Source organism: Nonomuraea sp. NPDC026600, from assembly GCF_040638335.1.
In the GTDB taxonomy this organism is placed as follows: Bacteria; Actinomycetota; Actinomycetes; order Streptosporangiales; family Streptosporangiaceae; genus Nonomuraea.
On the sequence record NZ_JBEZYD010000047.1, the window covers coordinates 68,339 to 83,059 of the forward strand.

At 71.4% G+C, this 14,721-nt stretch carries 6 protein-coding genes; 1 reads left to right on the forward strand and 5 read right to left on the reverse strand.

The window, feature by feature from the left end:
* Positions 1 to 112: 112 nt before the first annotated feature.
* The 3 genes from mppR to mppP are packed head-to-tail and all read right to left on the reverse strand — an operon-like array spanning position 113 to position 3,254.
* Positions 113 to 925, reverse strand: a complete 813-nt coding sequence (gene mppR / locus AB0F17_RS57465; protein WP_358043018.1) for an enduracididine biosynthesis enzyme MppR — start codon at positions 923 to 925, stop codon at positions 113 to 115.
* Positions 916 to 2,112: an aminotransferase class I/II-fold pyridoxal phosphate-dependent enzyme gene (locus AB0F17_RS57470; protein ID WP_358043021.1), complete on the reverse strand. Its 1,197-nt coding sequence runs from the start codon at positions 2,110 to 2,112 to the stop codon at positions 916 to 918. Before AB0F17_RS57470 ends, mppR begins: the two co-directional genes overlap by 10 nt.
* The gene (mppP, locus tag AB0F17_RS57475) at positions 2,112 to 3,254 is read right to left on the reverse strand and encodes an enduracididine biosynthesis enzyme MppP (protein ID WP_358043024.1); all 1,143 of its coding nucleotides are present in this window, start codon (positions 3,252 to 3,254) and stop codon (positions 2,112 to 2,114) included. Before mppP ends, AB0F17_RS57470 begins: the two co-directional genes overlap by 1 nt.
* 169 nt (positions 3,255 to 3,423) lie before the next feature.
* Here mppP and AB0F17_RS57480 point away from each other — a divergent pair, with 169 nt between their 5' ends.
* Positions 3,424 to 4,194 (forward strand): alpha/beta fold hydrolase, encoded by a 771-nt coding sequence (locus AB0F17_RS57480; protein ID WP_358043027.1) that lies wholly within the window; start codon positions 3,424 to 3,426, stop codon positions 4,192 to 4,194.
* An 8-nt stretch (positions 4,195 to 4,202) separates the two neighbouring features.
* Here AB0F17_RS57480 and AB0F17_RS57485 read toward each other — a convergent pair whose 3' ends face one another.
* Together AB0F17_RS57485 and AB0F17_RS57490 are read right to left on the reverse strand one after the other, a co-directional pair.
* On the reverse strand, positions 4,203 to 5,513 hold the full coding sequence (locus AB0F17_RS57485) for a serine hydrolase domain-containing protein (protein ID WP_358043030.1): 1,311 nt from the start codon (positions 5,511 to 5,513) through the stop codon (positions 4,203 to 4,205).
* 23 nt (positions 5,514 to 5,536) lie between these two features.
* Complete coding sequence (locus tag AB0F17_RS57490) at positions 5,537 to 14,713, reverse strand: amino acid adenylation domain-containing protein (RefSeq protein WP_358043032.1); 9,177 nt, start codon at positions 14,711 to 14,713, stop codon at positions 5,537 to 5,539.
* Positions 14,714 to 14,721 lie beyond the last annotated feature (8 nt).

The following is a 14,721-nucleotide window of genomic DNA, read 5'->3' on the forward strand; positions in this document are numbered from 1 at the left end:
GTCGGCCGCGACCGGCCCGGCGACCGTGAGGGCGAGCAGAGTGATGAATGTTGCGGCGATTGTCTGTTTCCATCTCATGAACCGAATCATTCATCACTCCGCTACCTGCGCTCTATCCCTGCCCTACGTCCGCTGACCCGAGTGCCCGGCCATGGCATAGCGTCTCCGCGTAGGAGAAGACGAAGCCGCGGCCGACCTCGGTCGGCGCGAGGGCGGCCAGGTCGTCCTCCAGGTCGTCGGCGAAGCGCAGGCTCGCCGCGCCCGCCCAGATCTCGCCGAACTCGACGTCGGCGACCACGGAGACCACCAGTTGCGAGAGCGGCTGCTCCGGCGGGACCCAGGCGGGGAAGTGCCTGGTGTGCACGAGCGGCACCGTGTGCAACCCGGGCGGGTCGCCGGCCGGCCCGTCCAGGGTGACGCTCGCCTCGGCGATGCGGCGGCCGTACTGGGAGGCGATGCCGTGGAAGCGCCCGCCCTCGGCCAGTCGCGGACCGGCGTGGCCCACGGCCTTGGGATGGGTCTGGTGGACGGTGCCGAACTGCTTCGGCATGCCCTGGATCCAGCCGCGGGCCATCGGGACGGCGCCGTCCACCCAGGCGTACGGGCAGCGCGCCATCGGCCGCCCCTCCGCGGTGCAGCCGAGCAGGATCATGAACTCGTTGAACTGGTTGCGCGCGGGGTCGGCCGACTCCCGATCCGGCTCCGAACACCAGTGCCAGTGCGCGAAGACGGCGGCGGCCGCACCGGGATCGGCGCCGGGCTCCACCCCCGGCGGGAGGAAGGCGGCGGCGACCGCGGGGTCGACCCGGTACTCGACCATGATCACGTCGCCGGAGAAGTGCCACGGGGGCGGGGTGACCATGGCCGAGAGTCCGGAGGGGGACAGGGGGAGGCTGTACCCATGAGGTCCTGTGGCTACGTGCATGAGCGGGTCCGATCCGTCGGGTTCCAGGCCGCGGCCAGCCTGAGCGCGGCGGCGGCCAGCCTGGCCGGTGAGTTGAAGCTGTAGGCGAGCCGGATGCTCGGCCGTGCCGGTCGGCCGAACCGGGAGCCGGCCAGGACTCTGACCCCCGCTTCCTGCGCCGCGGCCAGAAGCGCCGGTTCGTCGTGGTGACCGTACGAGCGGAGCCAGAGGAAGAAGCCGCCCGCCGGGCGGTCGAACCTGATCTCCTCGGGCAGGTGGGCGCGCAGCGTGTCGGCGAGGGCGTCGCGCCGGGCCCGCAGGCGGGCCCTGAGCCAGCTCAGGTGCCGGTCGTAGGCGCCGCTCGACAGCAGGTGGGTCACCGCGAGCGAGGCCAGGTGGTTCGGCGAGCCGCCGCTGTCGAACACGGCGTGCCCCTGGAGCCTGGCGATCGTCTCGGGGTCGGTGGCCAGCCAGCCGAGGCGCAGGCCGGGAGCCACCGACTTGGAGAAGGAGCAGAGCCGGATCACGCCGCGATACCCGGACAGCGCGCCCAGCGAGTCGCGCGGCGCGGCGCGGTCCAGGGCCAGCTCCGCGTACGCGTCGTCCTCGACGAGTGGCACCCCGTGCTCGGCGGCGACCGTGATGAGCTCGCGCCGCCGCTCTCCCGGCACCAGCAGCCCGGTGGGATTGTGGAAGGTGGGACTGAGGTAGACGAACGCGGGACGCCCGTCACGGTCGGCCAGCGCGCGGTCCAGCGCCTCCGGGACCATGCCCGAGGCGTCCATCTCGACGGTGCGCAGGCGCAGACCGCAGTCGGCCAGGATGGCGCGGCCGAGGTCGTACCCGACCTCCTCGACGAGCGCGACGTCGCCCGGCTCGCCCAGGATGGTGGCGATCAGGTAGAGCGCGTGCGACGTGCCGGCCGTCACCAGGATGTGGTCGGGGGTGCAGAGGTGGTCGGCCCGCTCGGCGAGGATCGTACGCAAGGGGAGGGCCCCGGCGTTGTGGCCGTAGCTGAGCGCGGCCGAGCCGAATTCGGCCAGCGCGTCCGCGTAGGCCGCGCGGAGGAGATCGACCGGTAGGAGAGCGGGATCCAGGTAACCGGGCCCGAGGTCGAACGTCCGCGGTGGGGCCACGTCCTGTACGACATCCGGATACCACCGCCTCCGGTGCGACAGCGGCCCGGCGAGCTCCTCGGGCTCGGCCATCAGGCCTCCGACAGCACGGCCCGTAGCGCCGCCGCTCCCGCCGCGAGCGCGGACGGCGGCCTGGCCAGCGCGATGCGCAGGATGCCCTCGCCCTTGTCGGGATTGTTCCAGTAGAACTTCTGGCACGGCAGCGCGAACACGTTGTGCTCGCGCAACGCCGACCACACGGCCAGGTTGGAGCGCGACCCGATGCCGATCCGCTCCACGCTGGTGCGCGAGAACGGGTCGAGGAACTCGACGCCGGGCACGTTCGCCAGCGTGGTACGCAGCATCGCCCGGTTGCCGGCGATGAATTCGTGCAGCTCGGCCAGCCCGCCCTCGGCGGCGTCCTCGCAGAATCGCCGCACCATGGACATCACCAGCGGCGAGACGCCGAGCAGGATGTCCGAGTACACCTTGGCCAGCGGCAGCCCGACATGCGCCGCCGACACCAGCCAGCCGATCTTGAGCTCCAGCGTGGGCCACAGCTTCCCGGTGTCCTCGATGACCACCCACCGGCAGCCGCTGGCTTCGAGCACCGCGTAGTGGTCGTAGTGGGCGTCGGTGTCGAACCCGCGGAAGCACGTGTCCAGCGCCAGCACCACGTCGTGCTGCGCGCACTCGTCGGCCAGGCGGCGCAGCCGTTCCCGGGAGACCACCCGGCCGGTCGGGTTGTTGGGGGTGGTGATGAAGATGGCCCCGACGCCGCGCAGCAGCTCCGGGTCGAGGTCGCCGCCGTGCAGGGCGTCCTCCTCGATGGGCACCAGCTTGAGCCCTACGCCGCGGAGGATGTCGGGGATGTTGTCGAAGGTGGGGTGGACGAGCCCGATCGAGCCGCTCACTCCGGCGAGGGACCTGGCGAAGATCTCCATGGCCACCGACGAGGAGTAGCAGCTCAGTACGCGGCCTTCGGCGATCGGGTAGTGGTGCTGACCGAGCAGCCCGAAGAAGGCGCTGAGCGCGTCCGCCTCGACCTCGCTCACCGGCCGCTTGACGGCGTCGGTCCAGAGGCTCGGCAGCTCTTCGATGATTCGGGCCTGGTTGGGGGTGAGCTCCTGCCGGGCATGGCCGTCAGAAAGGTTGAGTGGACTGTTCAGCGCCAGGTATTCAAATTGGGTGAGATTTCCTAGCTCGATGGCGAGTGGATTCCGTATTGCGTTCACAAGCACCTCGCTCAGCCGGGGGACTTAAGCGATCATAATCAATCCACCAAAAGCAGCAAGAGTTGAAAAATAGCCGACCTGCGTACTTAACATATAATTCAAAAATGTCGACACCGGTGCCGGCCGGCGGGATGATGCGCCCATGGTGGCCACTATTAGGGATGGCGCAATGAGAAACCGGGCACTCAACATCATGTCGATCAGCGGCTGGGACGTGCGGTGGGCGCCCGTGGACGAGCCGCGCATGCGCCTGTTCTGCGCCCCGCACGCGGGCGGCGGAGCCGCCGTCTACAAGACGTGGGCCCGGCTGCTCGCCCCGGAGATCGAGGTGGTGGCCATCCGGCTGCCGGGCCGGGAGATCCGCTTCCAGGAGACCCCGTACACCCGCGTGGACCAGCTCGTGCCCGGGCTCGTCCGGAGTATCGCGCCCCTGTTGGATCGGCCGTACGCCTGGTTCGGCCACAGCATGGGGGCGCTCATCGCGTTCGAGGCCTGCCGGTGGATCCGGCACCTGGGGCTCCGCGAGCCCAGTGGGCTCGTGGTGTCCGGGCGATCGGCGCCCGACCTGCCCATGCGGGAGCGTCCGGTGCATGGGGTGCCCACTCCCGAGCTGGCGAAATGGCTGCGCGAGACCGGGGGTACGCCCCAGGAACTGCTGGACGATCCGGACCTGTTCGCGGCCCTGCTGCCCATGTTGCGCGCCGACCTGGCCGTCGCCGAAACCTACCGCTACCGTCCCGAGCCGCCGCTCGCCTGCCCGCTCTCGGTCTTCGGCGGCAGCGACGACCATTATGCCGACGAGGACGAACTCCGGCGGTGGGGCCGGCACACCACCGCCGAATGCCGGGTACGGATTTACCGTGGCGGGCATTTCTTCATCCACGATTCGCAGGAACAGATCCTCCCGGTGATGAGCGCGGACCTGCTGCCCGCCGGTTGAATGTCTCGCTATTCCCGGCGCCGGACCAGCCTGCCGGTGATCTGCAGCAGGTCGATCCGCCCGGTCGCCGGGTCACGAAGGAATCTGCCGATATAGGGAATCGCGCCCCGGTCCGCTCCCGTGGTGGTGAAACGCAGGTCCGGAAAGCAGCTCAGCTTCCATCGTGGTTCCGACCCGACAGAAAGGTACAGCTCCCCGCCGGAGGCCTCCACGACGCACGTCCAGGATCCGTTGGCGTAGTGACCGGCGCACTCTGCAGGACCGGGCACCGGCGGCCCGGGGTCGGGCAACGCCGACAGGTGGTAGTCGCCCACGTCCAGCCCCATCGACCGGAGCTCGCCGACCAGCGCCTCCCACAGGCTCACGCCGGTACTCCCGTTGGTCATCAGCGCGACCACGGTCCCGCTGACCGGCTCGGCACGCAGGTGGCACCACGCGCCGTCGCCGGTCCCGTCGTGCCCGAACCACTCCCGCCCGGTACGGCGGTACAGCGACCAGCCGGGACCCCAGCCGTCCGCCAGGCCGAACGAGCCGACGGCCACGCCGTCGAGCCGGTCGCGCCGCATCTCCCCGGTGGTCGCGTCGTCCAGCAGCGCCGGCCCGGGGTAGGCGGGCAGGTGCAGCCCGGCGAAGGCGACCAGATCCGCCGCGCCGGCGGCCAGCCCGGCGACCGGCTCCTCCAGCGGGGACACGGACTGCTCCCTGATCGGCAGCGCCGGGGCACGCGGCCGCACCGCGTGCCCGTCGGCGACGGGCGGCGTCCGTGAGTGCGGCGCAGGGTCCACGACGAACAGCGGCGCGATGCCAAGCGGGCGCAGCAGGAACGCCTCCACGGCCTGCCGCCAGCTCATCCCGGTGATCACCTCGATGAGGTGCGCCGCCAGGAGATAGCCCGCATTGGAGTACGAGAACGCGAAGCCCGGCGGGTGCGCCATCGCCGCGCCGGCGCAGTTGTCCACCCATCGTCGCCGGGTCATGCCCGAGGCCGTCTCGTCGACGGTGGCGACCAGCCCGCCGGTGTGGCTGAGCAACTGCCGCAGGGTCGCCTGGCCGGGCCCGGATCCGAGCTCGGGCAGGTACTTGGCGAGCGGCACGTCGAGCTCCACGTCGCCGTCGGCGACCAGCATCATCGCCAGGGTGGCCGTGAACGGCTTGGTCAGGGATCCCATCGGGAACGCGGACCGGCTGGTGACGGGACGGCCCGTGCCGAAGGACTCCTCACCCGCTTCGGCGGTGATCGTCTGGCCCCGCCACCGCACGGCGAGCTGCGCCCCCGGAATGCGATGCCGCCGCGCCAGCCGTGCCAGTAGGACGGACAAGGTCTCCGAATCCACCTGCGGCCTCACCGTTCGATGCCCGGGTCGCTGAAGCGGGCGAGCGACCGCAGCGCCATCAGGAAGTCCTCGGCCACCCGTTCGACGGTGGCCCGGTCGTGCAGGCCGGTCGAGTAGTGCCAGTTGAACATCAGCCGGCCCTCCTCCGCCGCGCCGACGATCTCCAGCGGGTGGACCACCTGTTCGTCGGGGTGCTGTTCCTGCCCGATGGTGTCGTGGAAGGCGTGGTACAGGGACCGGCCGTCCGTTCTGGTGATCTCGTCGATCTGGCTGTGGTAGTTGAACAGCGCCTGGGGCGAGACCCGGCCGGCGAGCGCGGAGTCGGACGGCCCGAGGTAGCGCAGCGCGCCGTACCCCAGGCCGTTGCCGGGCACGGAACGCAGGCACCGGCGGACGGCCTTGACCAGCGCCGGCCAGTCCTGGTCGTCCAGGCTCGGCACGTCGAGCACGACGGGGTACGAGCTGGTGAACCAGCCGACCGTGCGGGACAGGTCGATGTCGTCGAAGATCTCCTCCCGCCCGTGGCCCTCCAGCTCGATCACCAGCCGTCTCTGGCCCGACCACCGGCACAGCGTCCAGGCCAGGGCGCTGAGCAGCACGTCGTTGACCCGGGCGCGGAACACCCCGGGAGCCACGTGCAGCAGCGCCGCGCTCTCCCGCTCGGTCAAGGAGATCGCCAGGATCCTCCTGGAGGACACGGTGTTCGGGCCGGCGCCGTCCGCGGGCAGCGGGGTGCTCTCCGGCAGCGCGGCCCAGTGGCCGAGCTGCTCGTCGAAGCCGCCGTCCTTGACGTGCCCGGCGAGCCGGTCGGCCCACTGCTGGAACGAGGACGTCTTGGGCCCCAGGTCCACCGGTTCGCCGCTCGCCGCCTGCCGGTAGGCGGTGTCCAGGTCGTCGTTCAGTATCCGCCAGGACACCGCGTCGATCACCAGATGGTGCACGGTGAGGTACATCCAGGCCCGCCGGCCCGCGCCGAGGTCGAACAGCAGCGCGCGCAGCAGCGGACCGTCGGCCAGATCCAGCGTCGAGTCGGCTTCGACCGCCAGCTCGTCCATGGCCCGCGTACGCCTCGACTCGGCCACGGCCACGGCCGACAGGTCATGCCGGTGCAGCAGCTCGGCCTGTTCCGCCGGGGCGTTGTACTGCGACCACTGGTCTCCTTCGCGTACGTAGCGCAGCCGCAGCGCGTCGTGATGCGCCAGCACGGCCGACAGGGCGGTGCGCAGCGCGTCCTCGTCGACGTCCGCGGCCAGCTCGACGAGCATGGACTGCGTGAGGTGGTGCGGGGCCACCGTGTGCGTGTCGAAGAACTCCCGCTGGATCGGCGTCAGCGGGACCGCGCCCACCACCGCCGTCTGCGTCGCCGCGATCTGCTCCGCCTGACCGGCCACCGTGGCGAGCTCCGCGATGGTCTGGTGCCGGAACAGGTCGCTGGAGGAGACGGGCAGACCCGCCCGCCTGCTCTTGAAGACCACCTGGATGCTCAGGATGGAGTCCCCGCCCAGCTCGAAGAAGTTGTCCTCCACGCCGACCCGGGGGACACCGAGTATCTCGGACCAGATGCCGGCCATGGCCTCCTCGACCGGCGTGCGCGGGGCGACGTACGGGCGGTCGGCCAGTCCCTGTCCGGGGGCGGGCAGCGCCCGGCGATCGACCTTGCCATGGGGGGTCAGCGGGAGCCGGTCCAGGACGACGAACGCGGCCGGCACCATGTACTCCGGGATCTTGCCGGCCACGAACCTGCCGAGCTCCTTCGGCTCGACGCCGGCGCCCGCCTTCGCCACGACGTAGGCGACCAGGCGTCTGCGCCCCGGCTGGTCCTCCCGCACGATGACGGCGATCTGGGCGACCCCGGCGTGCCGGGCGATCACCTTCTCGATCTCGCCGAGCTCGATCCGGAAGCCACGGACCTTGACCTGGTCGTCGGTCCGGCCGACGAACTCGAGGTTCCCGTCCGCCCGCCACCGCATCAGGTCGCCGGTGCGGTACATCCGGGAGCCCGGCGGCCCGAACGGATCGGCCACGAACCTCTCCACCGTCATCGACGGCCGGGCCCAGAACCCGCGGGTGACGCCGTCGCCGCCGATGTACGCCTCGCCCGCGACTCCCGTCGGGACCACGTTCAGGTCGTCGTCCAGCAGGTAGATCGTGGCGTGGGCGACCGGCCTGCCGATGGGCACCACGGTGTCCCCCGACCCGATCGCACGGACCGGGAAGCAGCCGGCGGTCACCGAGCACTCGGTGGGCCCGTACGCGTTGACGATCTCCAGGTCGGGCAGCCGGTCCAGCACCCGCGCGCAGTGCGCCGGCGAGAGCGCCTCCCCGCCGATGACGACCTTCCGCAGCCCGGACAGGATCCCGGGATCGGTGTCCGCGATGGCGTGGAAGAACCCGGCCGAGAACGACATCGCGGCGACCTGGTTGGCCTTCAGGAACTCCTCCAGCTCGTCGACGGCGTGGAAGCCGCCGGGCCGCACCGCCAGGCAGGCTCCGGTGAGCAGCGCGTTCCAGAACTCGTTCTGCGAGGCGTCGAAGGAGATCGAATGGTGCTGGGCGATGATCTCGGCGCCGCCGAAGGTGTGCGGGCCGGCGGCGAGCACCAGCCGGACCAGGCCCCGGTGGGTGAGCATGGCGCCCTTGGGCACGCCGGTGGAGCCGGAGGTGTAGACGAGCACCGCGAGGTTGTCCGGCTCCAGGCGGACCGCCGGCGCCGAACGGGGATGCCGGGCGATGGCGGCCTGCCGTTCGTCCAGGTAGATCACGTTGGCCCGGGTGGCCGGCAGCCGGTCGGCCAGCCGGGTCGCGGTGAGCAGGACCGGGACCGCCGTGTCGTCGAGCATGTACGACAGCCGCTCCGGCGGATAGCCCGGATCGAGCGGCACGTAGGCGCCGCCCGCCTTCAACACGCCCAGCACCGCCGTCACCATGTCCAGGCCGCCTTCGAGGCAGATCCCGACCGGGACCTCCGGCCCCACCCCGCACTCGGCCAGTTCGCGGGCGAGCTGGTTGGCGCGGGCATCCAGCTCCGCGTAGGTCAGCCGGGCTTCTCCGCACACGACGGCCGGGGCGTCCGGTACCCGCCGGGCCTGTTCGGCGAAGATCTCGGGCAGGCAGCGGGCGGGATAGCCGGTGGCGGTGTCGTTGTGCTCCACGACGAGTCTGCGCAGCTCCGCGTCGCCGGCGACCGGCAGCGCCCGCAGGGGGCGGTCCGGTGCGGTGACCATGGCGTCCAGCAGCCCGAGCAGGTGATCGGAGAACCGCCGGACCGTTTCCTCGTCGAACAGGTGGGGGTCGTAGCCGAGGCGCATGCGCAGCGCGTCGGTGATGAAGGCGACACAGGTGAGCGGGTAGTTCGAGGTCTCCACGCTGGTCATCTCGCGGACCTGGAGGCCGTTCCTGGCCGCCGCTTTGTCGTCGTAGGGGAAGTTCTCGAACACGACGACGCTGTCGAACAGGTTGCTGCCGTGCGGTATCTCGCTCCACTGGCGTACCTGGGCCAGCGAGACGTACTCGTACTGCCGGGCGTCCACCTGCTGTTCCTGGATCCGCCGCAGCCACGACAGCGTGTCCAGATCGCGTTCCACGCGTACCCGGGCCGGCAGCGTATTGATGAACAGGCCGATCATCTCGTCCGCGCCGGGGAGCTCCGCCGGCCGCCCGGACACGGTGGTCCCGAAGGACACGTCCCGCTCGCCGCTGTAGCGGGACAGCGACATCGCCCAGGCCCCCTGGATCACGGTGTTCACCGTCAGGCGGGCGTTCCTGGCGAACCACTCCAGCCGCCGGGTGTGCTCCCGCGACAGCGCCAGATCCAGCCAGGCCGAGTCGCGGGACTGGTGCGCCCGCACCGGAGCGCGGTCGAACGGGAGCGGTGTGGGCGCCGTGAAGCCGGCCATCGTCCGGCGCCAGTGGTCGGCCGCGGCGGTCTTGTCCTGCTCGGCCAGCCACCGTACGTACTCCCGATAGGGGCGGCGGACCTTCGGCGCGCTCGCCCGGTCGCCGGTGAGCGCGGCGTGCTCTTCGAACACCTCCGACAGCACGTCGGCGAAGCTCCAGCCGTCCAGCAGGATGTGGTGCGACGACCAGAGGATCTGGACGCCGGTCTCCGACAGCCGGGCCATCCGCAGCCGCATCAGCGGCGGCCTGGCCAGGTCGAGCTCCTGTCGCGTGGCCTCCTCCCACAGCCGCTTCTTCCGCTCCTCCTGCGCGGATTCGGACAGCCCGCGCCAGTCGTGCTGGGTCACCGGCAGCCGGACGTCGCGGTACACCACCTGCAACGGTTCGCCCACCTCCTCCCCGGCCACGGCGGTACGCAGGATCGGCGTCCGGTCGACCACCCGCTGGAAGGCTTCGGCGAGGATCTCCGGATCGCTGACCCCGTCCAGCACCAGACCGAAGTGCGTGAAGTAGATGTCGGTGTCGTGCGCGCCGAGCGAGTGGAACAGCAGCCCGCTCTGCATCGGCGTCAACGGGTAGACGTCCTCCACCGACCGCCCGTCACCGGCGATCCGGTCCACGCCGTCCTGGTCCAGCCCCGCCAGCGGGAAGTCCGACGGCGTGCAGCCGCCCGCACCCGGCCGCGCGCAGTGCTCGACGATCTGCTCGAGAGCGGTCACGAACTCCGATGCCAGCCGGGCGATGGTCGCCTCGTGGTGGATGCCGGCCGCGTACTCCCAGCCGAACTCGAGCTCGCCCTGCCGCACCATGCCGGTGACCTCGATGAGGTTCTGCCGGGCCAGGTCCGGGCTCCGGTCCGCGACCGGGCTGGGCAGCCAGCCGCGGGCCAGGCCGCCGTCGTCGGTGTCCACGTCGAAGCGGCCGTGGTAGTTGAACCCGACCTGGCAGGGGCGGCCCTGCCCGAGCGTGCCGCCGCTGCTCAGGTAACGCAGCGCGCCGTAGCCGAGCCCGGCCGCCGGTATCGCGCGTAACTGCTCCTTCACCGCCTTGATGACCGCTCCCCAGTCCGGCGCCGACGGCGACGGTACGGTCAGCGCGACCGGGAACAGGGTGGTGAACCAGCCGACGGTGCGCGAGAGGTCGACGTCGTCGAACAGGTCCTCCCGGCCGTGGCCCTCCATCTCCACCGGAATCGTGTCGCCACCGGTCCACGCGGACAGCACCGTGGCGAGCGCGCCGAGCAGCACGTCGTTGACCTGGGTCCGGTAGACGCCGGGCACGTCCCGCAGCAGGGCCCGGGTCGCCTCGGCGCTCAGCCGCACCGACACGGTGCGCGCGGAGCCGACCGTGTTCTCCCCGGAGCCGTCCACCGGCAGGACCGCCGCGTTCTCGACGGCCCGCTCGACCTCCGACCAGTACGCGAGCTCCGGCTCGAACCGGCCCGCGGCCACCGCCTCGCTCAGGCGGCCGGACCAGTCCCGGTACGAGCTCGTCTTCGGTTCCAGCCGTACGTCCTCGCCACGGGTGGTCTGCTGGTAAGCGGTGTCCAGATCGGACAGGAGCACCCGCCAGGACACGCCGTCGACCACGAGGTGATGCGCCGTGACGAACAGCCGGGGACTCCTGCCCCGGCCGAGGACGAAGAACACGGCTCTGACCAGCGGCCCGGTGTCCAGCCGCAACCCGCGCTGCGCCTCCATGACGGCCTCGCGCATCGCCCGGTCCTGGCCGGGCTCGTCGAGCGCCGACAGGTCGGCCGTCCGGAAGACCTCGCCGTTCTCGATGCTCGCGTAGTGCTGCCGCCATCCGTCCGCCGTGCGCTCGGCCCGGAGCCGCAGCGCGTCGTGGTGGGCGAGCGAGACGGCGAACGCCGTGCGCAACGCCGCGACGTCGGGGTCAGCGGACAGTTCCAGGAACATCGACTGGTTGAAGTGCTCGGCTCCGTCCGGATACTCCTCGAAGAACCAGTGCTGCACCGGCGTCAGGCGCACGTCTCCGACGGCCGGGCCCGACGCCGTCCTCGGTACGTCCTCGACGGTCACCACCGTGGCCAGGTCGGCGACGGTCTGGTGGAGGAAGATCTGTTTCGCGGTCAGTCGCAGGCCCGCCCGCCGCGCCCGGGACACCACCTGCAGGCCGAGGATCGAGTCCCCGCCGAGGCCGAAGAAGTTGTCCTCGATGCCGACACCGCCCTGATCGACGCCGAGCACCTCGGCCCAGACGGCCGTCAGCACGGTCTCGACGTGGGTCCGGGGAGGCACGTACCGGTCCGCCGCCCGCTCCACGCGGTCCGGGGCGGGCAGGGCGCGCCGGTCCAGCGTTCCGGCGGCGGTCAGTGGCAGCGCGTCCAGTACCACTAGGGCGGAGGGCACCGCCGGATCCGGCACGATGTCGGCCAGGAAGGCCCGCAGCTCACCCAGATCCGGCGCCCGGTCCCCGGCCGGGACCACATAGCCGACCAGGCGGTCGCGGCCCGTCTCGTCCCGCCGGACGGCGGCCGCCGCGGCGGCGATCCCGGTGTGCCGCATGATCGCGGTCTCCACCTCGCCGAGCTCCACCCGGAACCCGCGTACCTTGACCTGGTCGTCGGCCCGGCCGACGAGCTCCAGGTTGCCGTCGGCCCGCCAGCGGCCGAGGTCCCCCGTCCGGTACAGCCTGGCTTCGGGATTGAACGGGTCGCGCAGGAATCGCTTTTCGGTGAGGTCGGGACGGTTCCAGTAGCCCTGGGCCACGCCGTCGCCACCGATGTAGAGCTCGCCGAAGACGCCGACCGGGACCGGGCTCATGCGCGAGTCCAGTACGTACACGCGCGTGTTGAGCAGTGGCCGGCCGACCGGGACCATCGCCGCCGGCCCGATCGGGTCGGCGCGCAACTGGAACACCGTGGAGTCGACGGTGGTCTCCGTCGCGCCGTAGGCGTTGGTGACGACGGTGTCCGGGCCGACCTGCTCCAGCAGCTTCGCGCAGTCGTCGGCCAGCCACGGCTCGGAACCCACGGCGAGCACCCGCAGCGAGTCCAGGCTCCCGCCGACCCAGGCGAGCTCCTGCGACACCGCCTTCGCCAGCGACGGCGTGGTGACCAGGATCTCCGGGGCCACCTGTCCCAGCATCGCGGCCAGTGCCGGCGGGTCGGCCACCACGTCCGCGGGGCACACCACCAGTTCGCCGCCGAACAGCGTGGACAGCAGGAAGTCGCCGAAGAACACGTCGACCCCGAGGCTGGAGACCGAAAGGCAACGCCCGCGCAGCCGGGTCAGGCCGTAGCGGGCGTCCCAGGCGCGCATGATGTGCCGCACATTGCGGTGGTCGACCATCACACCCTTCGGCGTTCCGGTCGACCCCGAGGTGTAGACGACATAGGCCAGGTCGTCGGGGGTCACCGTGGTGTCGGGCGGCACCGCCGGCAGCCGATCCAGCGCCGGCCGGTCCCGGTCCAGGTCCACGATGGTCGCCTGGTGCGCGGCGACGCGGTCGCGCAGCCGGGCTTCGGTGATCACGACGGAGGCGGCGCCGTCGTCCAGCATCGTGGTCAACCGCTGGGCCGGATGGTCCGGGTCCAGCGGCAGGAAGGCGCCGCCGGCCTTCAGGACGCCCAGCAACGCGACGACCGCGTCCACGCCGCGTTCGAGGCAGACGCCCACCAGCACTCCTGGGCGTACTCCCAGGCCGGCCAGGTGCTGGGCCAGCCGGTCGGCGCGGGCGGCCAGGCCGGCGAACGTCAGCCGCTCGTCGCCGCAGCTCACCGCGATGGCGTCCGGGCTGCGCCGGGCCTGCTCGTCGAACAGCTCGTGCACGCAGCGGGCCGGACCGCGTCGGACCGTGGGGCCCTGCCACGCGGTGGTCAGCTCGTGGAGCTCGGTCTCGGTGAGCATGGCCAGCGCGTGCAGGGGGCTGCCGGGAGCCCCCGTGATGCTGGACAGCAGCGTGAGCAGGTGCCGGCTCATGCGCTCGATCGTGGCCCGGTCGTACAGGTCGGTGCTGTATTCGAGATAGCAGGTCAGAGACCGGGCGTCCTCGTAGAAGTCGAAGGTGAGATCGAGCTTGGCCACGTTCATCGGCGGCTGGATCTCCGAGACCGACAGCCCGTGGAACGCGGGCGCGCCGTCCGCCGTGTTCTGCAGGTTGACCATGACCTGGACCAGCGGTGGGCGGCTCGGGTCCCGCTCCGGCCGGAGGATTTCGACCAGGCGCTGGAAGGGCACCTCCTCGTTGGCGAACGCCTCCAGCAAGGTCGAGCGGACCTGCGACAGGAAGGCCGTGAACGGCAGCGACCCGTCCACCTGGGAACGCAGCACCACCGTGTTGATGAAGAAGCCGATCAGGTTCTCCAGGTCCTGCCGGCCGCGGCCGGAGGTCACGGTGCCCAGAGCGATGTCCTGCTCGCCCGAGTAGCGGCTGAGCAGCAGTTTCGTCGCGGCGGCCAGCGGCATGAACAGCGTCGCGCCGTTGTCGCGGCTCAGTTCCCGCAGGCGCGACACCAGCGGCTCCGGCACCTCGAACACGTGCACCGCGCCGGCCGAGGTACGCACCGGTGGCCGCGGCCGGTCCGTGGGCAGTTCGAGGGCGGACATCCGGTCCAGCCGGCCCCGCCAGTAGGCGAGCTGGTCATCGAGCGCGGGGCCGGCCGCCCGGTGCTGCTGCCATGCCGCGTAGTCGGCGTACTGCACGGGCAGCGGGGGCAGTACGGCTTCGGTCCCGCTCAGCTCGGCCGTGTACGCCGTGGACAGCTCCCCGGCCAGCCGGCCCATCGACCAGCCGTCGCTGACGATGTGGTGCATGCTCAGCACCAGGACGTGGTCCCGCGCGCCCATCCGCAGCAGGGACGGCCGGAACAACGAGCCGAGCCGCAGGTCGTACGGCGTGTTCATCTCGTCGAGCAGACACTGCTCCACATCCGACGCCCGCCCGGACAGGTCTACCAGCGGGAGGGGCAGGTCGACGTGGTCGTGCACCACCTGGACACCGCGACCGTCCACCGCGTCGAACGTGGTCCGCAGCGACTCGTGCCGGCGCACCACGTGGTTCAGGGCGACGGTCAGCGCCCGGACGTCCAGGTCACCGCGGAGCCGCAGTGCCCGCAGCGCGTTGTACTCGGCGCTGCCCGGCTCCAGCTCGGCATGGAACCACAGGCGTTGCTGGGCGAACGACATGGGCAGGACGCCGTCTCGCGGCACCTTGCCGATCTCTCGGTCTTCGGGGTGCGGCAGCTCGCCGGCGAGCCGGCGCCGGACGAGCTCTCGGAGATGGGCGGGAACGGCGGCCAGCTTGTCTTCGAAGGAAGTGGACATAGATCGAG